The sequence below is a fragment of the Desulfomicrobium norvegicum genome (assembly GCF_900114595.1).
GTDB classification, from domain to species: domain Bacteria; phylum Desulfobacterota; class Desulfovibrionia; order Desulfovibrionales; family Desulfomicrobiaceae; genus Desulfomicrobium; species Desulfomicrobium macestii.
On record NZ_FOTO01000004.1, the window covers coordinates 139,542 to 165,538 of the forward strand.

Genomic DNA, 25,997 nt, shown 5'->3' on the forward strand with positions numbered 1-25,997 from the left:
AGCTGCTTTGACAAATGCGCGGAAGACGTTAGAGGAAAAGTTCGCATTGCTCGTCACTCTTTCTCCGGAGGTTTTCATGACCAAAGCCAACAAAAAAGACGAATGGTTTCTGCCCGAGGATCAACGCAAGGCCCTGGCTTCCTATCTTAAGGACTTCAAGGACGTGGTGCCTGTGCATCTTTTTGTGAAGCCGGGGCAGAACGACGCCTATGCCGATTTTGCGCGCAACCTGATGCAGGACCTCGTCCGCCTCACCGACAAGGTCACGCTCAGCGTGCACTCGCAGGACGAGGCGGCCAACGCCGAGTTTGGCGTGGAGCGATTTCCCACGCTGCTCATTGCGCCTGAAAAATATTCCATCCGTTTCACCGGAGCTCCTGCAGGAGAGGAGGGGCAGGCCTTTTTGCATGCCCTGATGATGGTTTCCACGGGAAAAAGCTTTTTGTCCGAGCGCGCCAGGGATCTGTTGCAGGAATTGCAGGAGCCGAGGCAGGTCAAGGTCTTTGTCAGCCCGACCTGTCCGTACTGTCCCGGGCAGTGCGTCAACGCCATCAAGACGGCCGTCGAGAAGCCGCTCCTGGTCAGCGTCGAGTGCGTCGAGACCGGGGAGAACCCCGAGTATGCCGAGGAATATTCAGTAGGCTCCATCCCGCATACGGTTTACGATGAAAAGCTCTCCACCGTGGGCATGGAATCGGAGCTGGCCTTTGTCGTTCAGCTTTTGACCCTCAAGGCCGCCAAGGACCTGGCCGAGGAAAGGGAAGGCGTGGACGCTGCGAATGCGAGTCATCACGACGTGGTCATCATCGGGTCGGGGCCTGCCGGACTTACGGCCGGAATCTACGCCAAACGCGCCGGTCTCGATGCCGTGGTTCTGGAAAAAGGCATTGTCGGCGGCCTGGTCAGCATCACCCCGGAAGTGGAGAACTATCCCGGTTTCATAAACATCGGCGGCAAGATGCTCATGGACATGATCCACGAGCAGGCCAAACAGTACGTGGACGTCATCACCGGTCAGACCGTCGAGGAGATCAAGATAGGCCGGAATATCGAGGTCCTGACCCAGGATCGGGTTTTCCTGGCGGATGCCGTGATCTACGCGGCGGGGGCGGCCTGGAAGAAGCTCGAAGTGCCCGGCGAGGATCGTTTCATGAGCAAGGGCGTGTCCTTTTGCGCCTCCTGTGATGGATTCATGTTCAAGGGCAAGAAGGTTGCCGTCGTCGGAGGGGGTAACACCGCCCTGACCGACGCCCTGCATCTGAAGAATCTGGGCGTGGACGTGTTCATCGTGCATCGCCGCGACAGCTTTCGGGCCGAGCAGCATCTTGTCGATTCCGTGCTCAGGGAGGAAATCCCCGTGCGCTGGAACAGCGTCGTGGAAGAGATCGGGGGCAAGGAGACCCTCCGCTTCATAAGCCTCAGGCATGTCAAGAGCGGTGAGACGGAGCGGGTCGACGTGGACGGGGTCTTTCTGGCCATCGGTATCGTGCCCAACGTGCAGGTCGTGTCCCATCTGGGCCTGGCCCAGGAACCGGGCGGCTATATCCGAGTCGACAGACAGGGCCGGACCAGCATTCCGCGCATCTATGCGGCCGGAGACATCACCGGGGGAGTACAGCAGATCGTCACGGCCGTCAGCGAGGGCGCTTCGGCGGCCATGGCGGTTTTCGAGGATCTGACGAGACGCAAGGCTGAACTGGCCGCGCACAAATGAAAATGGCCCTGCAAAGGGCCATTAACCTGCCGCGCACGGTCAGCTTTCCGGAGGGACCGAAGACAGATAGCGCAGACCTACCCCGTACTCGGAGTTGGAATCAGGCAGGTTTTTTTTCCAGATGACCTTCGCGTAATAGCATGTCTTCGGATTACGATATTCCTCCATCGGGTTCTGGAGTTCTTCGTTCTCCAGAACTTCGATGAGCAGATTGGCACCGAGCTTCGGCGGAGGGTAGTTCAATTCCAGATACATGCCGGTGCTGCTGTAATTGATCATCCTGGCAGTCCGGCATTCATCCTGTTCTCCGGCGCAAAAGCGGATGACGGCATTGTGCGGAATGCGATCCTTTTCCCGATTGTCTCTCGTGTTTCTGACTCTCATGCGTACCTCGTCCTTTCTGAGGCGTCAGGCTGCGTGAACCCGAACTACCTATTTGTCCGTATTTAATAAGCAAATTATATGCCAAATAGTGCGGATTTTTGTATCCGTGTACCTCGGTATGGATACGGAGCGCAATCGGTCGGGTGAAGAAATTGTTCCAGTTTTGCCGGATCAATCTTGGATGCGGATCATCCAGGCGGATCAGATTATGGGATGATTCTGTTTTTATATTTCGGGCTTTTGGCGGTGAAAACCGCCGTGACTTTGAATCTGGAGGGAAGGGTGGGGCAGCTTCCGGAAATTCCGGATTTTACGGAGTCCGTTTTTGGAAGTGAAAACGGATGCCGCCTGGTTCCACGGAGGCGATCTTGTCGCCGGGAAACTGAATGGTCCGACCACAATTTTTGCGCATCCAGGCCTTGTCGAGGAGCAAAAGATGGCTCGCCAGGGTTTGACCCGGACCCATGGAGTCAAGGATGGTCTTGTAGAGGCGCAGGCGTTTTGCCTGATGCCCGCCAAGCAATGCCGAATCCAGCAGAAAATCCCGCCCCGGGGCGGGCAGTTCCGGCAGTTCCCGGTTCCAGTATTCCTCGTCGATGCGGGCCTGGGTCCAGAGCTGCGTGGCGGTCTTGAAAAGCGAGGGATTTTCGCGGCGCAGGAGCGGCAGGATGTCATGGCGGACCCTGTTGCGGGTGCGCTCCGGCGAGGCGTTGGACAGGTCTTCGCACCAATCTGTCCCGGTTTCTTCCAAAAAGGCGCGCAGTTCGCGTTTTTCCCAATCAAGCAGCGGCCGCAGCAGGGCGCGTCCAGGGTCCACGCCCGGCATTCCGCCAAGGCCGGGCCAGCCCGTGCCGCGCAGCAGTCGCATGATGATGTCTTCGGTCAGATCGTCGCCATGGTGGGCCGTCACGACCCAGTCCGCTCGCTGATTCCGGCGTACGGAATCCAGAAATGCATAGCGCGCCCGGCGGGCGCATTCCTCCTGGCCCTGTCCTGACGTGGCCTGAAGCGCGGGGACGTCGAGCCGCGCCGTGTGGACGGAGATTTCAAGCCGCGCGCAGACCGCCTCGGCGTGCTCCAGTTCCCGGTCCGATTCGGGCCTGAGCCCGTGATGGGCATGAGCGGCGACAAGGGTGAGGTCAAGCGGCGCTCGCAGCAGGGCGAGCAGGTGCAGGAGGGCCGTGGAATCGAGGCCCGTGGAATAGGCGACCACCAGGCGCGTGCCGCGCAGATCGACTCCAAGGGTTTCCCGACAAAAGCGCGGGATGCCAAGGCAGCGCCGGGCCAGGTGTCGGGGAAGCTCCTGAAGTCGCATGGTCTTTGGGATTAGAGGGGAATGTTCAGGTCTTTCAGCAGGTTTTCCAGGTAGGAGATCATGTGTTCCTGCTGCTCGGGAGTGGCGTAGGCGATGCATGCGCAGCGCAGTATGCGCTTGGCCCGAACCAGAAGTTCAAGCCGGACCCAGTCGCGCCCGGTTTCAACGGCCATGTAGAACGGTCCGCATTCGGGGGCGTGCTCCTGCTGCATGGGCGTGAGCAACGAGGGCGGCAGGTTGAAGTGATAGAGGTGCTCGATGCTCAGCATTTCCTGCTCCTTGAGCCTGCTTTCGAGCTTTTCCATGTCTTCAGGGGTGATTTCGTCAATGACAAAGGCGCGCATGGGATTCTCCGTTATTTGCTGCCGGTCTGGGGCTTTCGGTCCAGATGGGCGTCCTCGGGGATGGCTTCCTCGTCCAGATTGAACATCCGGCGGGCGTTGTGGATGAAACGCTGGGCCGACCCTTCTTCCAGAGAGCGGCGCTTGAGGTAGCTGATGGGCTCGTGATAGATCTTGTGGCACAGGGATTTGGCCAGTCGTTCAAGGATGGCGACCATCTGCGGGTCCGGGTTGGGGCCGAGCTGCTTGATGGATTTCCTGAGTTCCTTGCGCGCGATGCATTCACCCTGGTCCAGCAGCGCGACGATGGTCGGCTGCAGGGCCAGACCGTCACGCCAGCGCATGAAGGCCATGACCTCCTCGGCCACGATGCCCCGCGCTTTCTGCGCCTCCTGCATCCTTCCGGCCAGGTTCTCCTCGACCACTTCCTTGAGATCGTCGATGTCGTAGAGATAGACGTTGTCGAGCCCGTTGATGTCGGGATCGATGTCGCGCGGTACGGCGATGTCGATGAAGAAGATCGGCTTGTGGCGGCGCTTGCGCAATACGTCCTTCATGTCCTTGGCGCGGATGATGGCCGTGGGCGAACCCGTGGAGCTGATGACGATGTCCGTTTCAAGAAGCGCCTGATGCAACTCCTCGAAGGGCATGGCGCGCCCCTTGAATTGTCTGGCCAGCTCCTCGCCCTTGGCCAGGGTGCGGTTGACCACGGTGATGTCGCGCACGCCCGAGGAAAGAAGGTGCGTCGCCGCCAGTTCGGCCATTTCCCCCGCGCCGATCAAGAGGGCGCGGTGGTTGGTCAGGTCGGTGAAGATCTTGCGCGCCAATTCCACGGCCGCATAGCTGATGGATACGGCGCTGGAAGCGATGGCCGTCTCGGTGCGGACCCTCTTGGCCGTGGAAAAGGCCTTGTGCAGCAAGCGGTTGACGATGACCTTGGCCACTCCCTTTTCCACGGCGTTGCGGTAAGCCGTCTTGAGCTGACCCAGAATCTGGGGCTCGCCCAGGATCATGGAATCGAGGCTGGAGGCCACGGTGAAGAGGTGGTTCACGGCATCATCGCCGACGTGACAGTAGGTGTGACCCTCCAGATCGCCGGAGGGCTGTCCGCACTGGTCGGCCCAAAAGCGCAGGATTTTCGCGCGCATGTCCGCTTCTTCCGATCCGACGACCAGAAATTCGACGCGGTTGCAGGTCGAGAGGATCATGGCTTCGCTCACGACTCCGTCGTCGCTGACCAGTCCTGTGGCGGCGGGGTCGCAATCGGTCAGCGCGAAACGTTCCCTGATGTCGACACCGGCTGTCTTGTGATTCAAACCAACGAGATAGATTTCCTGATTCATGGATTGGTGATGTCTATAGGATTACTGTCTAAAGCTATGGTGTGACGGCAACAGGAAGTTGACTCCGACCAGGGACACAAGACAAAGAATGAAAAGGATTATGGCCGTTTTGGCTGGTTTGCGGCCCCGCCAGCCCAGCGCCATGCGCTGATGGAAAAGCAGGGCGAAAAGGACCCAGATGACGATGGAGATCAGTTCCTTGGGGTCCCAGCTGATTACCTTCTTCCAGGTGAAGGAGGCCCACAGAAATCCGGCCAGCAGGCTAATGGTGTAAAGCGGGAATCCGATGCTCACCGCCCAGTGGTTGGCTTTGTCGAAGGTCTCAAGGGAGGGCAGTTCCTTGGAGAAGCCGGGCAGCTTGGCCTTGGTCTTGATCAGCCGTTCCAGGTGCAGATAGGCCACCCCGGCGCCAAAGGCCATGGCGATGAGCGCGAGCGAGACGAAGATGGTGCCGACATGCAGGCTGAACCACAACACGCTGAACTGTTCGGGCACGGCCAGGACCTGGGTGCGTACTGCCAGGGACGAACTGAAGAGGATCAGCGCCAGGGGCGCGGTGATCATGGATAGAAAATCATGCTTGAGGCGCCACCACAGGACAAAAAAGATGAGCACGAAAAACCAGGCCATGAGGCTCATGTAGAACTGGCCGTGCTGCAGGTTGGCGGCCCCCAGTTCAAGAGAGCGCAGGGCCAGGTCCACGGTGTGCAGTCCGAAGGCCGCAGCTGATGTCCAGGCCGCGAGGCGTTTGAGGAACGCGCGGCGCAGGACCAGTCCCAGGGGGTACGAAACCGAGCCTGACAGGTAGAGCAGTGCTATGATCAGTTCAAAAAGTCGGGAAGCAGTCATCACACCATTCTCCGATTCTTGTATGCAGGTCAGTGGGAAGCACGCTCCGGAGCAGTTCCAGACAGCCGTGCCGGTCGTCGTTTCTGATCAGGTCCGGCAGGGAGGAGGCGGCCAGCCTGCGAAAGATCTCCCTGTTCTCGCCGCTGCTTCGCCCAAGGGCCAGAAGCGCGGTTCTGATGTCGGCCAGAAGACGGGTCATGGCCTCGTATTCCGGTCCGTATCGCGTTTCCAGATCCCGGCGGATGACCCGGGCCAGGGCCGGGCTGGCTCCGCTGGTGGAAATGGAGATGGTCAGATCGCCGCGGGTGATGCTGGCCGGGAGCACGAAACTGCCGTGCTCGGGGGCATCGGTCATGTTGCACAGAATCCCCCGCTCCATGCAGATCTGGCCGATTGCGGCGTTCACGGCGCGATCGCTGGTGCAGGCAAAGACCAGCCGCGCCCGGTCCAGGTCCGTTTCGGCGAAGGGCCGCTGTTCATACGAGAAGTTGCCCTGCCTTGCAAGAAGCTCGGTCAGTCCGGTGCTCGGCGGCGCGGGATCGACGGCCGTGACCAGTTCCGGGCCGCATTGCAGCAGCCCCTCGATCTTGCGCAGGCCGACTTCGCCGGCGCCGACGACCAGGCACTGCATGCCGGTCAGATCCAAAAGCAGAGGGTAGTAACGCATGCCCGCCGTCTAGCAGAGCAGGCCCCGCTTGTCCAAGACGTCGGGACCCCGGTCCCGCCCTGCCTGGTCCTGCCGGCTGAGAGGGCCTGATAATCCGGGGAGTTCTGGACTTTTGCGGGTTTTTGCCGGATGAAGGGTCATGAATTCCGGCGATTCCGACATGCATTGCAAATCCTCCCCCAGATATCTGGTCATCCAGCTGGCCCGGTTCGGCGACCTGCTCCAGACCAAGCGCCTGCTGCGTTCCCTGCAGGCCGACGGCGAGGTGCATCTGCTGGTGGACGATTCCCTCAAATCCCTGGCCCATATCGTCTATCCGGGGATTGAAGTGCACGGCATCGCCGCCCACGGAACTCACGGCCCCGACATTCTGGCCAGGGTGCACGAGGAACTGGCCGGGATCATGGAGCTTGATTTCCACCGCGTCTACAATCTCAATTTTTCCGGGCTAAGTTTTGCCTTGGCCGGGATGTTTCCGTGCTCGACGGTCCGGGGCTACCGGTCGCATCGGGGACAGCGGCTGATCGACTCCTGGCCCGGGCAGATCATGCGCTGGACCAGAACCCGCGCCTTGAGCGGCCTCAATCTGGTCGACGTGTGGGGGCTCTATGCCGAGCAGCCGGTGCTTCCGGAGCGGGTCAATCCAGACGCGGTCCCGCGCGGCGGCGGCATTGGCGTGGTCATGGCCGGGCAGAACGCGCGCAGGTCCCTTCCGGCCGGGATGCTGGCCCCGTTGGTCCAGGCTGCGGCCGGGCGCGTTGGGCACGGCCCTATTCATCTGCTCGGCTCCGGCGGCGAGCGGCGGGCGGCCAGGGAGCTTGCCGCCCTGTTGCCCGCGTCGCTCCGGGGCGAGGTTCGTGATCTGGTCGGCCGCACCGGCTGGCAGGAACTCCATGACACCGTGGGCGGGCTCGATCTGCTCGTCTCGCCGGATACCGGGACCATGCATCTGGCTGCCCATCTGGGCGTGCCCGTGCTGGCCTTTTTTCTTTCCTCGGCCTGGTGTCACGAGACCGGCCCCTACGGCCGGGGACACTTGGTCCTGCAGGCCACAAGAGAGTGCGCGCCCTGCCTGGAGACCGCGCCCTGTCCGCACGACGTCGCCTGTCGCCGGGTCTTCGGCGATCCGTCGGTGTTGCGTCATGTCAGCGGGCACACGGCCAGGGAGCTTGCGCCCGGGTGCGCGCTCATGGCCGGGGGCTTCGACGAACTGGGCCTGACTTTCACCGCCGTTGCCGGCACGGACCCCGAGTCCGCGCGGCGAAAGGCGTTCAGGGCGATGGCCGCCGCCTATGCCGGGCTGTCCATGCAGAACGATGCGGAATTCTTGCCGGAGGAAACCTGGATGCAGGAGCGCGACTGGATGCTGCCCCAAACACTGCGAGGACGGGCCCATGACTGAAACCCGACGAATTCTGGTTGTGCTGCCCATGTACGGCGGCTCCCTGCCCATCGGACGCTACTGCGGGAACGCCCTGAGGGAGCTTGGGCACGTGGTCGAATATTTCGAGGCTCCGGATTTTTTCTCCGCCTTCTCGGCCCTGAAGGGCCTGCGCGTGGGTACGGACCGTCTCGACTATCTGGAGAACAGCTTTCTGCAGGTCGTGTCCCAGGCCGTCCTGGCCAAGGTCGAGACGTTCTGCCCCGATCTGGTCCTGGCCATGGCGCAGGCACCCCTGTCCAGGCAGGCCCTCAAACGACTGCGCCGCGACGGGGTGCCCACGGCCATGTGGTTCGTGGAGGACCGCGAGGTCTTTCCGTACTGGAAGGCCTTCGCTCCCCATTACGATCTGTTCGCGGTCATCCAGAAGGGGGATTTCGCGGAGCAGCTGGCGGCGCTGGGGCAGCACGATTCATTCTATCTGCCCCTGGCGGCGGATCCGTCCGTGCATCGGCCGCTGGAACTTTCAGCCGTGGAGCGGCGCAAGTGCGGCAGCGAAATATCCTTTGTGGGCGCGGGTTACCCCAATCGGAGGCTGGCTTTTCGGCAACTGACAGGCCACGACCTGCGCATCTGGGGCAATGACTGGGACGGGGAGACGACCCTTGCGCCCTATCTGCAAAAAGGCGGAGCGCGCATTGACACCGAGGAAGTGGTGCGCATCTTCAATGCCACGACCATCAACGTGAATCTGCACTCCTCCGTCAGACCCGGCGTATTGGTCGGGGACGGGGATTTCGTAAATCCGCGCACCTTCGAGCTTGCGGCCTGCGGCGCTTTTCAGCTGGTGGATCGGCGTGCGCTCTTGCCCGAGCTTTTCGCCGAAGGCGAGCTGGCCCTTTTTTCCGACATGCCCGAGTTGCTGCAAGGCATCGCACATTACCTCGCCCATCCCGAGGCCAGGGCCGAGGTCGCGGCCAGGGGACGGGCCCGGGTGCTGGCCGAACATACCTACGCCCACCGCATGCAGACCCTTTTGCAACACGCGGAAAAATTCATGTCGGTCAAGGACATCCCGCCCGATGATTGGCGGGCGCAAATCGCGCCGCAGTTGCGTTCGGAAGTGGAGGCCCTGTTGGCCGGATTGAACCTTGCGCCCACGGTGAGCTTCGAGGATCTGGTCTGGACCCTGCGTGGCCGGGAAGGGCGCCTTGGCCGACTCGAAACGGCCATCCTCTTTCTTGATGAATGGAAAAAACTGTATTCAGGTCCACGGCCGGGGAAATGATCGGGGAAAATTTGGCTTGAAACTCTCATTCCCCGCGAGTAGTCAGACCCTTGCCCATAAATTGACCAGGAGTTCTCATGCATAAGCCCTCGATCGGCCTTTCTCTTGAAGGCCTGCCTTTTATCTTCTTCACGGCCATGGCCACCCTGACCTTCGCCCTTCTCGACTGCTGGTTCATGGCGACCGTCCTGCTCGTGGCTCTTTTCTTCGTGCTCAATTTTTTCCGCGATCCTGAGCGCGTGGTGCCCCAGGAGCCGGGCGTGGCCGTTTCTCCGGCCGACGGCAAGGTCATCAAGGTCGAAACCATGCGCGATCCCATGACCGGCGAGGACCGTACCGCCGTCTGCGTGTTCATGAACGTCTTCAACGTGCATGTGAACCGGATGCCCGTGGCCGGCCGCATTGCGCGCATCTCCTATTTCGGTGGGAAATTCCTGAACGCCTCCTTCGACAAGGCTTCCACCGACAACGAGCGCAACTCGCTTTTGATCGAGGACGGGGACGGCCGGTCCTGGACCATGGTTCAGATTGCCGGGCTCATCGCACGGCGCATCATCTGCTGGGGCGAGGAGGGCGACTCCCTGGGCCGGGGACAGCGTTTCGGACTGATCAAGTTCGGATCCAGAGTTGACCTTTACCTGCCCGCCGAGTATGAACCAACTGTTCGAATTGGTGACAAGGTTTTTGCAGGGCAGTCGATACTGGCCCGCAAAAAATAAAAAAAGAGATTTATTCAGGACCGTTAATGGAACACTTGAAACCCAAGCATCGGGGATACTATCTGCTCCCCAACATGATGACCATGGCCAGTCTGCTGACCGGCTTCCTGGGTATTCTGTGGTCCATCGACGGTCGTTTCGAGATGGCTGCAGTGGCCATCATCGTCAGCTGCGTCTTTGACGGGCTGGATGGAAAGCTGGCGCGTCTGACCAATTCGGCCTCGGATTTCGGCGTCCAGCTGGACTCCCTGGTCGATCTCATCGCTTTCGGCGTTGGCCCGGCGGTCATGATCCACCAGTGGAACACCTTCGAGTTCGGCCGCCTGGGCATCATGGCCTCCTTTCTGGTCATGGCCTGCGGCGCTCTCCGGCTGGCACGCTTCAACATCCAGACGGGCAAGATCAGCAAGAAGTTCTTCATCGGTCTGCCCATTCCCGCAGCGGCCTGCACCTTGGCCACCTTCGTGCTCTTTTCTTCCTATATCCCCGAATCCATGGCCGATCTGGTGCCCGGCATCACGCTCGGGCTCGCCTTTCTGGTCTCCATTCTCATGGTCAGCAATGTCCGCTACGCATCCTTCAAGGACGCCGAGGTCATTCGCGCGCATCGCTTCAGCGCCACGGTCACGGCACTGCTCATTTTCGTGCTCGTCGCATCCGAACCAAAGCTTCTGAGCTTTGTGTTCTTCATCGGCTACATCATCTCCGGCCTCATCTACACCTACTTCTTTCTACCCCTGCGCGGGAAATCCTTCCTACGAGAGTCTTCTCACAAGATCTCGTAAAGGAAAAACGTAACCCCCTCAGCATCGTTTGCAGAAAACGGCCATCCAGGCGTACATTCAGCCAGGGTCAGTCGTTGTCTTTATCAACTATCGATTATACATCATCCATCAAAAGGAGTGCCTCATGTCAGAAAGAATTTACATTTTCGACACGACCTTGCGTGACGGCGAGCAGTCTCCCGGCGCAACCATGAACCGCGATGAGAAGGTTCGTCTGGCCCGTCAGCTTGAAATACTTGGTGTCGACATCATCGAGGCCGGTTTTCCGGCCGCGAGCCAGGGTGATTTCGAGGCCGTTCGCGACATCGCCCTGGCCGTGCAGAATTGCCAGGTGGCCGGGCTTTGCCGGGCGCTGCCCAGCGACATCGATCGTGCCTGGGAGGCGGTCAAGGGCAATCCCCAGGCCCGCATTCACACCTTCCTGGCCACCTCGGACATTCACATGAAGTACAAGCTGCGCAAGGAACGTCACGAGGTGCTGGACATGGCCGAGGCCGCCGTCAAATACGCGGCCTCGAAGACCTCCAACGTCGAATTCTCGGCCGAGGACGCGTCCCGTTCCGACTGGCCCTTTCTGGCGCAGGTCTTCGAGCGCGTCATCGCGGCCGGGGCCACGACCATCAACGTTCCGGACACCGTCGGCTATACGCAGCCGCAGGAATTCGCGGAGCTGATCAGGTATTTGCTGGAGAACGTGAAGGGCAGCCACAAGGCCGTCTTTTCCGTGCACTGCCACAATGACCTGGGCCTGGCCACGGCCAACACCCTGGCGGCGCTCAAGGCGGGCGCACGCCAGGCCGAGGTGACGCTGAGCGGCATCGGCGAACGCGCCGGCAACGCGGCGCTGGAAGAGGTGGTCATGTCCATGGATGTGCGCAAGGATTTCTATCAGTTGACCACAAACATCAACAAAGAGCAGATTTTCCCCTCCACCCGGCTCTTGTCTTTGATCATCGGTCAGCCTATACCCCCTTACAAATCGATTATCGGTGCTAACGCGTTTGCCCATGAATCTGGAATCCACCAGGATGGCGTGCTCAAGAATCGCCAAACCTACGAGATCATGACCCCCGAGTCCGTGGGGCGCCAGGAAGAGGACATGGTACTGGGCAAGCATTCGGGTCGCGCCGCCTTCGACAAGCGCCTCAAGGATCTTGGCTACCGCCTTGACGAGGAACAGCTCGGCATTGTTTTCACGGCCATGAAAAAGCTGGCCGACCGCAAGAAGGAAATTTTCGTCGAAGACCTCGAAGCCGTCGTCCTCGATGAGATTTTCCGCCTTCCGGACAAGTACCGCCTGGAATACCTGAGCGCCCTGAGCGGCAACATGGCCATCCCCAACGCGGTCGTCAAAATGTATGTGGACGGCGAAGAACGCATCCTGTCGGATTTCGGGACAGGCCCCATCGATGCTGTTTTCAACACCATCGGCAAGGTCGTGGGGCGCAGCCCCAAACTGGTCCGCTATGCGGTCAACGCCATAACCGGCGGCACCGACGCCCAGGGCGAGGTAACCGTCAAGATAGAAGAAAACGGAAAAACCTCGGTGGGTCGCGCATCCGATGCGGACATCATCGTGGCCAGCGCCAAGGCGTATCTGAACGCCCTGAACCGCTTGGCCAAAAGACAGGAGGACAGCATATGCGCCAGACTTTAGCTCAGAAAATATTGCAGAGGCATACGGACCAGCCCATCACCGCGGACGGACAGATCGTCCAGTGCCGCGTGTCCATGGTGCTGGCCAATGATATAACCGCGCCGCTCGCCATCAAGTCCATTCGGGGCATGGGCGTGAAACAGGTTTTCGACAAGGACCGCGTGGCCCTGGTCTGCGACCACTTCACCCCCAACAAGGACATCGACTCTGCCGAGCAGGTCAAGGTCGTGCGCGACTTTGCCCGCGAGATGGACATCACCCACTATTACGAGGGCGGCAACGTGGGCGTCGAGCATGCCATCCTGCCCGAATACGGACTGGTCGGACCCGGCGATATCGTGGTCGGGGCGGACAGCCATACCTGCACCTACGGCGGCCTCGGCGCTTTCGCCACGGGTCTCGGCAGCACGGACATCGCCGCGGCCATGGCCCTTGGCGAGACCTGGTTCAAGGTGCCGGAGACCATCCGCGTCAACTTCACCGGCAAGCTGCCCGAGCATGTCGGCGGCAAGGATCTGGTCCTTTTCACCATCGGTCAGACCGGCGTGGCCGGGGCCCTGTACAAGGCGCTCGAATTCGGCGGCGAGGTCATCGAGGGCCTTTCGGTCGAGGCGCGCATGACCATGGCCAACATGGCCATCGAGGCCGGTGGCAAGGCCGGGCTCTTTGCCGCTGACGAGAAGACCCTGGCCTATTGCCAGGCGCATGGGCGCATGGGCGACAGTCCCATCGTCGCCGACGAGGGCGCGCATTACTGGAAGGAGATGACCTTTGACGTGTCCTCCTTCTCGCCCCAGATCGCCTGCCCGCACCTGCCGGACAATGTGAAGCCGGTGGAGGAAGTTTCCGACGTGCGTGTCGATCAGGTCGTGCTCGGTTCCTGCACCAACGGCCGCATCAGCGACCTGCGTGAGGCGGCCAGGATCATCAAGGGTCGCAAGGTGGCCAAGGGTGTGCGTTTCATCGTCATCCCGGCCTCTCCCGGCGCGTATTCGATGGCCCTGGACGAGGGCTTGCTGCGCATTTTCCTCGACGCGGGCGCCATCATCAGTCCGCCTACCTGCGGGCCGTGCCTTGGCGGGCACATGGGCATTCTGGCCGGAGGCGAGCGTTGCCTGGCCACGACCAACCGCAATTTCAAGGGACGCATGGGCAGCCTGCAGTCCGAAGTCTACCTGGCCAATCCGGCGGTGGCGGCGGCCACGGCCGTGACCGGGCTTATCACCCATCCGGGCAAACTTGGTTAAAGGAGAGCAGTCATGACATTCAAGGGAATAACCCACGTGGTGGGCGATCATATAGATACGGACGCGATCATCCCGGCCCGGTTTCTGGTCACGGCCGATACGGCGGAGCTTGGCAAGAACTGTTTCGAAGGCCTTGAGCCCGGCTGGGTCAAACGCGTCACCCCCGGCGACATCCTGGTCGCCGGTGACAACTTCGGTTGCGGTTCCTCGCGCGAGCACGCTCCACTGGCCATCCTGGGCGCTGGCATCCCCGTGGTCCTGGCGCGGAGCTACGCTCGCATCTTCTACCGCAACTCCTTCAACATGGGCCTTTTGCTACTGGAACTGGGTGACGACATCGAGCGCATCAAGGAAGGCAACGAGCTTGAGATCGACGTGGCCGCGGGCACGATCAGGAACCTGACCACGGGCGAGACCATCGGTTTCATTCCCGTGGCCCCGTTCATGATGGAAATGCTCTCCGGCGGCGGGCTGGTGGAGTACGTGAAGCGCAAGGTGGCGCAGTAGGACCGTGGCTGGCGCGCGGCTTGGACACGCTGCGGCATCGAAGGCGAGAGGCATGGATCCCCGCCTGCGCGGGGATGACGTTGTGGCAATACGGAAAGCCGCCGTCAGGAAAACGTTCAGCAGGGTCGCCCTGGCTGAGGTGTCATTCCCGCGCACGCGGGAATCCATGCCTTTCCGAACCGACGCATTGAAACAACATATGGTTTATTCATGCTGGAGATATCAATGAACATGAACATCTGCCTCATGCCCGGTGACGGCATAGGCCCCGAGATAGTCACCCAGGCCGTGAAGGTTCTGGAGAAGGTGGCGAAGAAGTTCGGACACACGGTCCAGACAGAGACCGCGCTTATCGGCGGCGCGGCCATCGATGCTGCGGGCAATCCTCTGCCCGAGGCCACCGTGGCCGCCTGCAAGGCCGCCGACGCGGTGCTGCTGGGCGCCGTGGGTGGCCCCAAGTGGGACACCATCGATCCGGCCATCCGGCCCGAAAAGGGGCTGCTCGGCATCCGCAAGGCCCTGGGCCTTTTTTCCAATCTGCGTCCGGCCGTGCTTTTTCCGGAGCTGGCGGCGGCGTCCTATCTGCGTCCGGACATCATCGGGCAGGGCCTTGACATCATGGTCGTGCGTGAGCTGACCGGCGGCGCCTATTTCGGCGAACCGCGCGGCGAGACCGTGGTGAACGGCGAACGCGCCGCCTTCAACACCATGATCTACTCCGAGTCCGAGATCGAGCGCATCGTGCGCGTGGCCTGCGAGATCGCCCGCAAGCGCGGCAAAAAGCTGTGCTCCGTGGACAAGGCCAACGTGCTCGACGTGTCCCGCCTGTGGCGCGAGGTGGCCATCCGCACGGCGGCGGAGTACCCGGACGTTGCGCTTTCGCACATGTACGTGGACAACGCGGCCATGCAGCTCATCCGCGATCCCTCGCAGTTCGACGTCATCGTGACCGAGAACCTGTTCGGCGACATCCTCTCCGACGAAGCCTCCATCATCACCGGCTCCATCGGCATGCTGCCTTCGGCCTCCATGGGATCGGGCGGTCCCGCGCTGTTCGAGCCCATCCACGGCTCGGCACCGGACATCGCCGGTCAGGACATCGCCAATCCCCTGGCCACCATCCTGTCCGTGTCCATGATGCTCCGCTTCGCCTTCGGTCTTGAAAAAGAGGCCGCGGCCATCGACGCGGCGGTCAAGGCCGTGCTGGCCAAGGGCTACCGCACCGGAGACATTTATGTCGGCGAAGGAGAGAAGGTCGGCTGCTCCGCCATGGGCGCGCTGGTGCTGGACGCGATCTGAACTTCCTGGCGCGCACCCTGTTGTGCAACGCCTTGAAATGTGGAAATGTCGGGCAGGTCATGCATGGCCTGCCCATTTTTTTTGCAAGGAGCACAAGGTGATCGAAGAGCTGTTGGCCGAGAACGGATTTGTCCCGGACATTGATGACGATGCGTTTGGCGAGGCGTACGAACGCTGTCCGGCGGTCCAGAAATCGGTGATCAAGAACGCGGTGAGCTTTGCCTATGCCCTGGCCCAGAACGGCACAGAGCCGGTCATGCAGACCCGGCGGCTCGGTCACGTGGAGCACTCCATCAGCTTCGAGCGGCTGGAGTGGGCCCTTTTTGCGGTGGACCCGCGCCGTTTTTCCCTCCCGGCCCTTTTTTCCGCCATGGTCCAGGCCCTGGTGGCCAAGGTCGGGGGAATCGTCGTGCACGTCAGCGGGCCTGTTACTGATCCCTTCCTGTTCGGGTGCGATTTTCTGTCCGTGCATCAGGTCTTCACCTCCGACCCTCGGCCCCTGGTCGAACTTCTGGCCGGCAGCGGCCCCGGAATATGCATCGATCTGGCCGGACTCGATCTTGAATATCCCCGGACGCTGCGCCCTGATCCGGCAGGATACGGGGTGGAACTGGCCACCCCCGACAGCGAATACGTCCAGGCCTACAATGCCGTCACCTCCGATGTGTCCGTTGTCGGCCGCCCCTACATCAGCTACGGTGGCGAGCCGGGGCAGGCTCCGGTGGTCATGGCCGAGCGGCTGCTTGGCTGCTGGGTCTGGGACGTGATCAGCCCGGATACGTTTCGCAAGTGCACTTCCACCTTTTCCTAACCCGATTTGATTCAAAGCCCATGAAAAAACACGACATCGATTCCTCCACACGAAATATCGGCATCATCGCCCACATCGACGCTGGCAAGACCACGCTGACCGAGCGCCTGCTTTTTTATGCGCACAAGATCCACAAGATTGGCGAGGTCCATGACGGCAACGCGACCATGGACTACCTTGAGGAAGAGCAGAAGCGGGGCATTACCATCACCTCGGCCTGCACCTCCGTGGTTTGGGAAGGCAGTCAGGTCAACATCATAGACACTCCCGGGCACGTTGATTTCAACGTCGAGGTGGAACGCTCCCTGCGGGTCTGCGACGGCGCGATCGTCGTCTTCTGCGGGGTCAACGGCATCGAGTCCCAGAGCGAGACCGTCTGGCGGCAGGCCCGCAAGTACGGGCTCCCGAGGCTCGTTTTCGTCAACAAGACCGACCGCCCCGGCGCTGATTACTGGAAGGTGGTCGCGGATATCCAGGCCCGCCTCGCGGTCAGGCCGCTGCCGGTGACGGTGCCGTCCGTATGCGTGGAGGGCGGGGTGCTGCATCTTTTGCGCGGCAAGGTCCTTGTCTTCGATGCGACGGATCAGGGCGCGACGGTGCATGAGTTTGATCCCACGGACGGGGACCGCGAACTTCTCGAAGCCAGACGCAAGGAACTGACGGAAGCCGCGGCCGATTTCGACGATCTGGTCATGGAGCGCTACCTGGCTGACGAAGTCATTGGCGAAACCGAGCTGCGGTCGGCCCTGCGCAAGGCGACCCTGACCGGGCAGGCCGTGCCTGTCTATTGCGGCAGCGCGCTCAAGAACATAGGCGTGCAGCCGCTCATGAACGGGATCGTTCATTTCTTGCCCTCTCCGGATGAATCGCACTCCCATGCCCACGTGCTGCGGCGCATGGAGGAGCAGAACGTGCGCGCGGACCAGTTCGTGGGCTTTGTCTTCAAGGTTCTCTTCGAAGGCGCGCACAAGAAGATCTTCATGCGCGTCTACAACGGCCGCATCGGTGAAAATAGCGCTGTGTACAATTCCCGGCTGGAGCGCTTCGAAAAGATCCACAAGCTCTACACGGTGCATGCCAACCGCTACGAGCCCATTCCCGAGGCCAGGACCGGCGAGATCGTCCTGGCCACCGGTCTCAAGGAATGCATCACCGGAGACACGCTTTTTTCCGGCAAGGCCACGTTGCGCCTTGAGAACATCGACATCATCCAGCCGGTCCTGAACGTGGCCCTGGTGCCGGGCAGTGCCAGCGACACGGACAAACTTCAAGCTTTGCTTCAAAGATACTGCATCGAAGATCCGACCCTGCAATCCTTCACGGACGAGGACACGGATCAGCTCATCGTGGCGGGCCTTGGCGAGCTGCACCTGGAGGTGGTTCTGGAGCGGCTGCGCCGCGAGAGCGGGGTGACTTTCCGCTACGGCAACCCGCAGGTCATTTTCCGCGAGACCATCGCCGCCGATGCGACGGCCGAGGGAAGCTGCCGCAAGCTCATCGGGGATCAGCAGCACCGCGCCCTGGTCCGGGTCATGGTCCGACCGGCCGCGCGTGGGCAGGGCAACCGTTGCGTCACCGAACTGCCGGCCACGAATCACACGGACATCGCCCTGAAGGCCATGGAGGACGCGCTGCAGGCCGGAATGCTCCAGGGTTGCCTGGTTTCGGACGTGGAGGCGACATTGCTTGAAGTTGCCCATTTCGAGGATGGGCTCACGGATCTGGGCGTGCGCATGGCCGCGCTGGAGGCCATGAAGTCGGCCCTGGTCAAGGCCTCGCCGGTCCTGCTCGAACCGATCATGGACGTGGAGCTGCGCATGCCGCAGGAATATGTCGGCGACTGTGTCAATCTGCTTGGAGCAAAGAACGCGCGCATCCTCGATGTACGCACTTCGGATTACGAGTCCGGCATCACGGCCACGGCCCCCATGCGTCAGCTCTTCGGCTTCTCCACGGAGCTTCGGTCCCGGACCAAGGGCAAGGCGTTCTATTCGCTGGTTTTCAGCCGGTATGACGTGGTGGGATAACCACGGCAATGGGCCTGCTTTAGAACTCTTGCGATTGCTCGCAGTGGGTATTATAGTCTGGACAGTCTAGACAGATTAAAGGGGGCATCATGATTTCTTGGCAATTGCAGGAAGCAAAGAACAAGTTTTCCGAATTGATCGACCGAGCCACGTCGGAAGGACCGCAGGTCATTACGCGCCACGGGATCGAAGTAGCAGTGGTGATGCCTATCGCAGGCTACAGAAAACTGACGGCTCCGAAAAAGCGACTGGGCGATTTTCTGATGGACTCGCCTTTAAGGAGTAGTGGTGTCTGCATTGAAAGGGATCGGCGAACTGATCTGCGCGAGATCGACCTTTGAGTCAGAGATACCTTCTCGATACCTGTGTCATTTCTGAATTCGTAAAGCCAAGACCGGAGCCGAAGGTCGTGGAGTGGCTGAATTCCGTTGAGATGGACAATGCGTATCTGAGTGCGGTGACCATCGGCGAAATTCAGTTCGGGATCAGCAATCGTCCAGCGTCAAATCGCCGGACGGAACTTGAAGTTTGGCTGAATGAGGAACTTGCCGGGCAGTTCAACGGTCGCATCATCCCTCTGGATGCAAAGGTCTTTGTTGTGTGGGGAAAAATGACCGCTGCCAGGAAGCAGAAAGGAGAACCGATGGGTGTCATGGATTCGCTTATCGCGGCTACTGCTTTGCGGCATGATATGGTTCTCGTGACCCGAAATACGGCCGATTTCAAGAATATCGGGCTGAGCTTGCTCAATCCCTGGATGTAAAAAGCTGTCATCAATCAATGGGAATGACTCTCTGGGAGTCAGTGTTGAACAAGCGGTTCAAAAAAAGCCCCTGATCCACAATGAGATCAAGGGCTTTTTTGCTGTCATGGGCGCGCTGCCGAAAAATGAGCGAGTCCGCGCCTACTGCACCTTTTCGATCGGGTAATCCAGGCCCTTCCATCCGAAGATGCCGCCGGGGAAGCGGTAGACGTTCTTGTAGCCCAGTTTCTTGGCCCACATCGCGCCGTTGTGGCTGCGCGTGCATTTCACGAAGCCGCAGTAGACGACGATGGTCTTGTCCTTGTCGGGGCCGAGCATGGCCTCGAAGTCGGCCTGGGACTTGCCGCCGGTTTCCTTGGTGTCCCATTCCTTCATATCCGGGATGGGGAAGAGGAACTGCAGCGCGCCGGGCACGTGCTCCTTCTTGTAACTGTCTTCGTAGGGCATGGTGTCGATGATGACCATGTCCTTGCCTTCGTCCATCATCTTCTTCAGTTCCGCGCCCGTGACCAGGTCGTAACCGGCGGCGGTGGTGTCGCGGAACAGTTTCACGGCTTCGGCTTCCTTGGTGACTTCGGCCTCGAACTTGGTATCGAAGAGGGCGAAGGATGGGCTTGCAACGAGCAGGCAAAACAGGCTCACCGCGAGGATGGCGATTTTCTTCATGCAGTTTCTTCCTTGGAGATAAAGGTTTTGATGGATCGGTAATGACCGGCGAACGTCCCTGGGCGCACGCCCATGACCTTTCGCCACGCATACAGTGTTGCCGCGCATCCGAGCATGATCAGATCCCTCCACAGCGCGTCGCGAATCCCTGCAAAGGCTTCGCCTTCGGTGTCTCCGGGGCCGTAGCAGCCGCAGTCGATGTCCAGGCCCATGTGCATCCCGTAGCCGAGGACGGCGATGAACATGAGGATCATGAGGGTGATGAGGCCAAGGCTGCCCCGGATATCGAAAATGAGCGCCACCGCGCCCATGATTTCGAGGAGGGGCAGGAAAACGGCCACGGGCGGGATCAATGGACCCGGCAGGATGCCGAAGGCGTCGATGGTCACGGCAAAGGTCATGGGGTCCAGAATCTTGGTGATTCCGGCCACAAGAAAAGCCAGCGCCAGCGCGATGCGCACTGCGGCATAAGACCAGGATTTCCAGTGAATTGGGATCATTCAATGACTATCTGGCCCGAGGCGGGCTTGCGGTCAAATCGTAATTTTTGATCCGTGGGTCGAAAACGGATCGGGATTATCGATGTGTGCTTCGGAGTACGGCTTTGATGACAGGATTTCGCGGGCGCAGGCCGGCCGTTGACCGAGGCAGAAGTCAGGTTTCGGATGGGGAGGCGGGCGGCTCCAGTGTGACGGGCGGCACGTGCGGTGCGAAGTCGCAGGGGGCGTGGAACACGACCCATTCGCCGCTGTAGGGGTGATGCAGGCCAAGCTGGCTTGCGTGGAGATGCAGGCGGTCGCCCTGCCGGGCGTCGCCGTAGAGGTTGTCGCCGATGATGGGGTGGCCAAGGCTGGCCATGTGCACCCGCAGCTGGTGGGATCGGCCGGTGTGGGGGCGCAGCAGGACCAGGGTGCTCTCTTCGGCGCGTTCAAGCACGAAATAGTCCGTCAGGGCCGGTTTGCCCGTGTCGTGGCAGACCATCTGCCTTGGACGGTTGGGCCAATCGCAGATGAGCGGCAGATCCACCTGCCCCGAGTCCTCGGCCAGCACGCCGGTAACCCTCGCCAGATATACCTTGCGGGTCAGGCGGTCCTGGAATTGCCCGCGCAGGGTCGCTTCGGCCTTGCGCCGCGTGGCCACGACCAGCACTCCCGAGGTGCCAAGGTCCAGGCGATGCACGGCCTGTGCCCCGGGATGGATTGCGCGCACCCGCGACAGGACCGAGTCCAAAAGCTCCGGAGTGCGGCCGGGCACGGACAGAAGGCCGCCCGGCTTGTTGACCACGATCATGTCCCGGTCTTCGTGGATGACGGTCAGCCAGGGTTCGGTCGGAGGATTGTAGTCCAGGGGCGTGAGGGTCATGGTGCGGCCGTTGCCTGCGCGGGAAGGGCGTCCTGATCTTTCAGGGCTTCCATGACCGGGTTGCTTGCGCTCAGGCAGACCATGAGGGGGAACCGGGGCGCCGCCGTGCGGACTCGGGCATTCACTGCAGAATCTCCGGAGACTCGGCGGTGGGCTCGAACACGCCGAGCTGGTCGAGTTGCCAGCCGACATCCTTGCCGATCATTTTCTTCTTGCGCACGGTGATCCACCAGATCCCCTTCCATTGCCATCCGGGGAGGGACATGACGTAGGTGGCCTGGCGTTGCAGGGATCTGGCGATGAGATCGACGGTGTCCTCCCGACGTTCCTGCGGGGTGAGCCCGGTGCGTCTCTCCAGCGTGGCGCGGCCCTGCAGATGCAGTCCGAGCAGGTCGGTCAGCCCGTTTCCGGGAAAGCTCTGGATGAAGGCTCCGGGCACCGCCGGCAGGGTGTGCGCGTCCGGCGCGTTGGTGGTCGTCACGCCGGTCTTGTCGTCGTAAATGGTGACCAGTTCCACGAAGTGCTTGCCCATCCCGTAATAGAAAACCAGATAGGTTTTCTCTTCCGCGTTTTTCCAGGTCCGGCAAAACAGGGCCTGCTCCTTGGCCGCGATCTGGAAGTCGAACATGATGTCGTCGTCGAATCCATGCTCGTGGGCCCAATCCTCGGCCTGGCGGAGCGGCTGGCGCAGCTCCTGATCCGAGGGAACATGCGAGCGCGGGACCATTCGCTCTCGGGGGGAGGACAGCGCATCGACGGTGATGCGCATGATCTTGACGGACAGAAACCAGGCTCCGATGAGGATGCCCAGCAGCACGAAAGGCAGAGTGGTCATGATTTCCCCACGAAAAGGATGTTGATTTTTCGACTATGCCGGACTGTGCAACAGCGCGTCCACTTCGTCCAGGACCATGGGCAGGATGCCGTCCACGATGCGTCCCACACCGTCGGCATTGGGATGCAGGCCGTCCTCAAGCAGCAGGCCAGGGTCGGAGATGACCCCGTCCAGGAAAAAAGGGTACAGGGGAAGGTCATACTTTTGGGCCAGATCGGGAAAAACCTGCTCGAACTCTTTGCGATAAGCCACTCCCCAATTGACCGGAGCACGCATTCCGGCCAGTATTACACGGGCTCCGGCCTCAAGGCACTCCTTGATCATGGCTTCGAGGTTGGCGCGCATGGGCGCGGGGTCAAGGCCGCGCAGGCCGTCGTTGGCGCCGAGCTCCAGGATGACCAGGTCGGGCTTGTCCTGCAGGGACCAGGCCAGGCGTGCCCGCCCGCCGCTTGAGGTGTCGCCGGACAGGCCGGCGTTGGTGACCCGGACCTTGCGTCCCTGGCTGAGCACCCGCTGCTCCAGCTGGGCGGCGAAAGACTTGGAGGGCGGCAGATTGTAGCCTGCGGTCAGGCTGTCTCCGAAGGCGAGAATATGGATTTCGGGCTCCGCGCAAACTCCGCGGACCGGACACAATACGATCAGGGCCACGGCCCAGGTGATACCCCATACAAGGATGGACGACATGAATGCTTCCCCTTCTGTTGAACTCTCTGACGTGCACTTGACGCTAACCGCCGGCTCGGGGCCGGTCAACATATTGAGCGGGGTCAATCTGCGGGTCACCCAGGGCGAGACCCTGGCCGTGGTCGGCCCTTCCGGTTCGGGCAAGACGACCATGCTCATGCTCATGGCCGGGCTGGAGCGGCCGACCCTGGGCCAGGTGCAGGTGGCAGGCGTGGACCTGACCGCCCTGACCGAGGACGCGCTGTCACGCTTCAGACGCGAGCATCTGGGCATCGTCTTTCAGGCCTTTCATCTCATCCCGACCATGACGGCTCTTGAAAACGCGGCCCTGCCGCTGGAATTCGCCCATCATCCGCAGGCTCGCGGCCGGGCCCTGGAAGCGCTGGAGCAGGTCGGCCTCGGGCATCGCGGAAGCCATTATCCCTCGCAGCTCTCCGGCGGCGAGCAGCAGCGCGTGGCCCTGGCCCGCGCCTTTGCCGCGCGGCCACGGATCATTCTTGCCGACGAGCCCACGGGCAATCTGGACGAAGAGACCGGGGCGCGGGTCATGGAGCTGCTTTTTACCCTGCAGGCCGAAGAGAACGCGACCCTGGTCCTGGTCACCCATGACCGCTCCCTGGCCGAACGTTGCGACCGGGTGGCCACCATGCACTCCGGGCGCATGGAGGCATGATGGACACCAGGGATCTGCGACTGGCCCTGACGCTGTGCCGCCGCGAGCTGAGGGGCGGCCTGCGCGGTTTTGGCGTCTTTCTGGGCTGCCTGTTTCTGGGCGTTCTGGCCATCAGCGCCGTGGGGTCTCTGGGGCGCGCCCTCGAAGCCGGACTTGCCGGTGACGCCAAGGCCATCCTCGGCGGGGACGTGAGCGTGAGTCTCACCTCGCGAAGCTTGAGCGAGGACGAAGCGGCATATCTCGGTGGTTTCGGCGCACTGAGCCGGACCCTTTCCACGCGGACCATGGCCCGCACCGACGCACAGGAAGCGTCCGCCAGGTCCGTGCTGGTCGAGTTCAAGGGCGTGGACGCGCTCTATCCCCTGTACGGGCGCATGGAGCTGGAAGGCGGCAAAGAGGTGCAGGAGCTGCTGGCCGTCAGGGACGGTCTGCCCGGAGCCGTGGCCGACCGGGGACTCCTGACCAGACTTCAGGTTGCGGTGGGGGATGAGATCCGTGTCGGCGACGTGCGCTTCGCCCTGCGCGGGATCATCGAGCGCGAGCCGGACCGCGTGGTCGAATTCTTCAGCCTGGGGCCCCGGCTCATGGTCTCCGCCGACGCCTTCGGGCAGACCGGCCTGACCCAGCCGGGCAGCCTGTTCCGCGCCGAATATCTGCTGCGTCTTGACGGCGGGGACGCCGAGCAGGTGGTCGGCCGGATTCGCGCCGACAATCCCGATTCGGGTTGGCGGGTGCGCGATTACATGCATGCCGCGCCGCGAATCCGCACCGTGCTGGAGCGCCTGAGCGTGGATCTGACCCTGGTCGGGCTGGGCGCGCTTCTGGTCGGCGGGCTCGGCATCGCCGGGGGTGTGCGCGGGTACCTTGGCGGGCGGCTCAACCACATGGCCGCAATGAAGTGCATGGGCGGTTCGAGCAGGGTGCTGTTCATCTCGTATCTGGCGCAGGTCCTGTTCCTGGGCTTTGTCGGCGCCTGCGCCGGGATGCTGGCCGGGAGCCTTGTGCCCTGGCTGGCCGGGCGGTTCTTTTCCGAAGTCCTGCCCATCCAGGTCCGCAGCGGCATTTATCTCGCCCCGCTGATTCAGGCCGCCCTCTTCGGGCTGGTCACGACCCTGGCCTTTTCCATGCCGCCCCTCTTTCGCGCGGTCATGGTGCGCCCCTCGGGGATTTTCCGGGGCTACGTCTCGGCCGACATGGCGCGCATCCCGCGAGCCGCGATCCTGCCCACGGCCGCCGCCTTTGCCCTGCTGGCGCTGATGGTCTTCTGGTTCGCGGGCAACAACAGGCTCTCGGCATGGTTCGTGGGCGGCACCATCATGGCCTTCGTGCTCTTCAAGGGGCTGGCCCGGATCATCCGCTGGCTGGCGGCCAGGGCGCCGCGCTTGCCCTGGCCCAGCGCCCGCATCGGCGTGGCCAACATCCATCGCCCGGGCTCGCCCGGCGTGAGCCTGGTCTTTGCCCTGGGTTTTGGACTTACGGCCCTGGTGGCCGTGGTCATGGTCAATTCCAGTCTGACCAGGGCGCTGACCGCCGAGCTGGCCGAGGAGGCCCCGGACTTTTTCTTCATGGACATCCGTCCCGACCAGGTCGAGCGGTTTCGCGCCCTGGCCAACGACACCCCCGGCCTGTCGCGGCTGGATCTGCGCCCCATGATCCGGGGGCGCATCGTGCGCATCGGCGACACGCCGGTGGAAAACGCCACCGTGGCCGAGGAGGTGGCCTGGGCCGTGCGCGGGGACCGGGGCCTTTCCTACAGCGAGGAATTTCCGCGCGGCAGCACCCTCCTGCGGGGCCAGTGGTGGGAGGGCGGGTATGCCGGTCCGCCGCTCATTTCCCTGACTTCCGACCTGGCCAAGGGGTTCGGTGTGGACCTTGGCGACACGTTGACCGTCAACGTTCTGGGCCGCAACCTGACCGGGACCATCGCCAGCATCCGCGAGGTCAACTGGCAGACCCTGGCCATGCAGTTCGCCATCATCTTCTCTCCCGGCACCCTCGACAATGCCCCGCAGACCTGGCTTGGGGCGGCCTACGGCGTGGACAACACGGAGGATCTGTACGCCCGCGCCACCCAGGCCTTTCCGGAGGTGGCCGTGATCACCATCCGCGAAGTGCTCGACAACGCGGCGCTGATTCTGACCCGCACGGTGCGCATCTTCCAGGTCATGGCCGGAGTGGCGCTGCTGGTCGGGTTTCTGGTGTTGGCCGGAGCCTTCTCGGCGGACCAGCACCGGCGCATTTACGACAGCGTCATCTACAAGGTCTGCGGCGCGACACGGCGCGACATACTGGCCATCCTCGTGGCCGAGTTTTCCCTGGCCGGACTGTTCACGGGCCTTGGCAGCCTTGCGCTCGGCACGCTCACGGCCTGGGGCGTGGTCCAGGGGCTGCTGCGAATGCAGTTCATGCCGGACCTCGCCATGGGTTTTTTGACCGTACTGGCCGGTGTCGGGGTGTCGCTGTTCATGGGTCTGCTTGGCACCTGGCGCGTTCTGGGCAGAAAGGCCGCGCCGTTTCTGCGCAATGAATGATGCAGATGGAGTTTTTGCGTCCACTCTTGCCTGATTCGCGATTTATCCGAATCCTTTTGGTTGGAATTGAGTTCAGCGCAGCGCCCATTTTTCAACGTGCTGAAATTGAGACGCTTCTTCGGTGGTTTTTTTGATTACATTCAGAAATT

27 protein-coding genes are annotated in these 25,997 nt (G+C 61.8%); 15 read left to right on the top strand and 12 right to left on the bottom strand.

Annotation, left to right across the window (positions count from 1 at the left end):
* Positions 1-76 precede the first annotated feature (76 nt).
* Complete coding sequence (locus BMZ24_RS08175) at positions 77-1,714, top strand: FAD-dependent oxidoreductase (RefSeq protein WP_092191117.1); 1,638 nt, start codon at positions 77-79, stop codon at positions 1,712-1,714.
* Positions 1,715-1,753: 39 nt separating this feature from the next.
* On the opposite strand, the gene BMZ24_RS08180 is transcribed toward BMZ24_RS08175, so the two are convergent.
* The 6 genes from BMZ24_RS08180 to BMZ24_RS08205 all read right to left on the bottom strand — a co-directional run bounded on the left by BMZ24_RS08180 (position 1,754) and on the right by BMZ24_RS08205 (position 6,613).
* Entirely contained in the window at positions 1,754-2,098 is a 345-nt protein-coding gene (locus tag BMZ24_RS08180; RefSeq protein WP_092191119.1) for a PilZ domain-containing protein, read from the bottom strand.
* Between the two features lie 310 nt (positions 2,099-2,408).
* Positions 2,409-3,413, bottom strand: a complete 1,005-nt coding sequence (gene tilS / locus BMZ24_RS08185) for a tRNA lysidine(34) synthetase TilS (protein ID WP_161949086.1) — start codon at positions 3,411-3,413, stop codon at positions 2,409-2,411.
* A gap of 11 nt (positions 3,414-3,424) precedes the next feature.
* Positions 3,425-3,757 (bottom strand): hypothetical protein, encoded by a 333-nt coding sequence (locus BMZ24_RS08190; RefSeq protein WP_092191123.1) that lies wholly within the window; start codon positions 3,755-3,757, stop codon positions 3,425-3,427.
* Between the two features lie 11 nt (positions 3,758-3,768).
* On the bottom strand, positions 3,769-5,097 hold the full coding sequence (gene hemA, locus BMZ24_RS08195; RefSeq protein ID WP_092191125.1) for a glutamyl-tRNA reductase: 1,329 nt from the start codon (positions 5,095-5,097) through the stop codon (positions 3,769-3,771).
* 21 nt (positions 5,098-5,118) lie between these two features.
* On the bottom strand, positions 5,119-5,946 hold the full coding sequence (locus BMZ24_RS08200; RefSeq protein ID WP_092191127.1) for a cytochrome C assembly family protein: 828 nt from the start codon (positions 5,944-5,946) through the stop codon (positions 5,119-5,121).
* Positions 5,924-6,613, bottom strand: a complete 690-nt coding sequence (locus tag BMZ24_RS08205; protein WP_092191129.1) for a precorrin-2 dehydrogenase/sirohydrochlorin ferrochelatase family protein — start codon at positions 6,611-6,613, stop codon at positions 5,924-5,926. The genes BMZ24_RS08200 and BMZ24_RS08205 overlap by 23 nt, the downstream gene beginning before the upstream one ends.
* Positions 6,614-6,752: 139 nt before the next feature.
* Here BMZ24_RS08205 and BMZ24_RS08210 point away from each other — a divergent pair, with 139 nt between their 5' ends.
* From BMZ24_RS08210 to BMZ24_RS08265, 12 genes are all read left to right on the top strand, one after another.
* A complete protein-coding gene (locus BMZ24_RS08210; RefSeq protein ID WP_244150308.1) occupies positions 6,753-8,015 on the top strand; it encodes a glycosyltransferase family 9 protein in 1,263 nt (420 codons plus the stop codon).
* The gene (locus BMZ24_RS08215; protein ID WP_092191131.1) at positions 8,008-9,282 is read left to right on the top strand and encodes a CgeB family protein; all 1,275 of its coding nucleotides are present in this window, start codon (positions 8,008-8,010) and stop codon (positions 9,280-9,282) included. Before BMZ24_RS08210 ends, BMZ24_RS08215 begins: the two co-directional genes overlap by 8 nt.
* A 77-nt stretch (positions 9,283-9,359) precedes the next feature.
* Complete coding sequence (locus BMZ24_RS08220; protein WP_092191133.1) at positions 9,360-10,001, top strand: phosphatidylserine decarboxylase family protein; 642 nt, start codon at positions 9,360-9,362, stop codon at positions 9,999-10,001.
* Positions 10,002-10,027: 26 nt separating this feature from the next.
* Positions 10,028-10,786: a CDP-diacylglycerol--serine O-phosphatidyltransferase gene (pssA, locus tag BMZ24_RS08225; RefSeq protein WP_092191135.1), complete on the top strand. Its 759-nt coding sequence runs from the start codon at positions 10,028-10,030 to the stop codon at positions 10,784-10,786.
* A gap of 124 nt (positions 10,787-10,910) precedes the next feature.
* Entirely contained in the window at positions 10,911-12,443 is a 1,533-nt protein-coding gene (locus BMZ24_RS08230) for a 2-isopropylmalate synthase (protein ID WP_092191137.1), read from the top strand.
* Positions 12,428-13,690, top strand: coding sequence for a 3-isopropylmalate dehydratase large subunit (leuC, locus tag BMZ24_RS08235; RefSeq protein WP_092191139.1), 1,263 nt, complete (start codon positions 12,428-12,430; stop codon positions 13,688-13,690). Before BMZ24_RS08230 ends, leuC begins: the two co-directional genes overlap by 16 nt.
* A 12-nt stretch (positions 13,691-13,702) precedes the next feature.
* Complete coding sequence (locus BMZ24_RS08240; protein WP_092191141.1) at positions 13,703-14,197, top strand: 3-isopropylmalate dehydratase small subunit; 495 nt, start codon at positions 13,703-13,705, stop codon at positions 14,195-14,197.
* 225 nt (positions 14,198-14,422) lie between these two features.
* Positions 14,423-15,496, top strand: coding sequence for a 3-isopropylmalate dehydrogenase (leuB, locus tag BMZ24_RS08245; protein ID WP_092191142.1), 1,074 nt, complete (start codon positions 14,423-14,425; stop codon positions 15,494-15,496).
* Between the two features lie 97 nt (positions 15,497-15,593).
* Positions 15,594-16,307: a hypothetical protein gene (locus tag BMZ24_RS08250; protein ID WP_092191143.1), complete on the top strand. Its 714-nt coding sequence runs from the start codon at positions 15,594-15,596 to the stop codon at positions 16,305-16,307.
* A gap of 20 nt (positions 16,308-16,327) precedes the next feature.
* Positions 16,328-18,334 (top strand): elongation factor G, encoded by a 2,007-nt coding sequence (locus BMZ24_RS08255; protein WP_092191145.1) that lies wholly within the window; start codon positions 16,328-16,330, stop codon positions 18,332-18,334.
* Positions 18,335-18,423: 89 nt separating this feature from the next.
* Positions 18,424-18,675 (top strand): type II toxin-antitoxin system Phd/YefM family antitoxin, encoded by a 252-nt coding sequence (locus tag BMZ24_RS08260; protein ID WP_092191147.1) that lies wholly within the window; start codon positions 18,424-18,426, stop codon positions 18,673-18,675.
* Positions 18,672-19,097, top strand: a complete 426-nt coding sequence (locus BMZ24_RS08265) for a type II toxin-antitoxin system VapC family toxin (protein WP_092191149.1) — start codon at positions 18,672-18,674, stop codon at positions 19,095-19,097. The genes BMZ24_RS08260 and BMZ24_RS08265 overlap by 4 nt, the downstream gene beginning before the upstream one ends.
* A gap of 141 nt (positions 19,098-19,238) precedes the next feature.
* On the opposite strand, the gene BMZ24_RS08270 is transcribed toward BMZ24_RS08265, so the two are convergent.
* The 6 genes from BMZ24_RS08270 to BMZ24_RS08290 form a co-directional block, all read right to left on the bottom strand.
* Positions 19,239-19,763, bottom strand: a complete 525-nt coding sequence (locus BMZ24_RS08270; RefSeq protein WP_092191151.1) for a rhodanese-like domain-containing protein — start codon at positions 19,761-19,763, stop codon at positions 19,239-19,241.
* A complete protein-coding gene (locus BMZ24_RS08275; RefSeq protein WP_092191153.1) occupies positions 19,760-20,263 on the bottom strand; it encodes a DoxX family protein in 504 nt (167 codons plus the stop codon). Before BMZ24_RS08275 ends, BMZ24_RS08270 begins: the two co-directional genes overlap by 4 nt.
* Before the next feature lie 154 nt (positions 20,264-20,417).
* Positions 20,418-21,125, bottom strand: a complete 708-nt coding sequence (locus tag BMZ24_RS08280) for a pseudouridine synthase (RefSeq protein ID WP_092191155.1) — start codon at positions 21,123-21,125, stop codon at positions 20,418-20,420.
* Positions 21,122-21,250, bottom strand: coding sequence for a hypothetical protein (locus BMZ24_RS20355; protein ID WP_279625519.1), 129 nt, complete (start codon positions 21,248-21,250; stop codon positions 21,122-21,124). The genes BMZ24_RS08280 and BMZ24_RS20355 overlap by 4 nt, the downstream gene beginning before the upstream one ends.
* Entirely contained in the window at positions 21,247-21,960 is a 714-nt protein-coding gene (locus BMZ24_RS08285; protein WP_092191157.1) for a hypothetical protein, read from the bottom strand. The genes BMZ24_RS20355 and BMZ24_RS08285 overlap by 4 nt, the downstream gene beginning before the upstream one ends.
* 33 nt (positions 21,961-21,993) lie before the next feature.
* Positions 21,994-22,644: an arylesterase gene (locus BMZ24_RS08290; protein ID WP_092191447.1), complete on the bottom strand. Its 651-nt coding sequence runs from the start codon at positions 22,642-22,644 to the stop codon at positions 21,994-21,996.
* On the opposite strand from BMZ24_RS08290, the gene BMZ24_RS08295 reads away from it, so the two are divergent.
* Complete coding sequence (locus tag BMZ24_RS08295; protein WP_161949087.1) at positions 22,643-23,317, top strand: ABC transporter ATP-binding protein; 675 nt, start codon at positions 22,643-22,645, stop codon at positions 23,315-23,317. The genes BMZ24_RS08290 and BMZ24_RS08295 overlap by 2 nt on opposite strands.
* The gene (locus BMZ24_RS08300; protein WP_161949088.1) at positions 23,317-25,848 is read left to right on the top strand and encodes an ABC transporter permease; all 2,532 of its coding nucleotides are present in this window, start codon (positions 23,317-23,319) and stop codon (positions 25,846-25,848) included. Before BMZ24_RS08295 ends, BMZ24_RS08300 begins: the two co-directional genes overlap by 1 nt.
* The last annotated feature ends 149 nt before the right edge of the window (positions 25,849-25,997 follow it).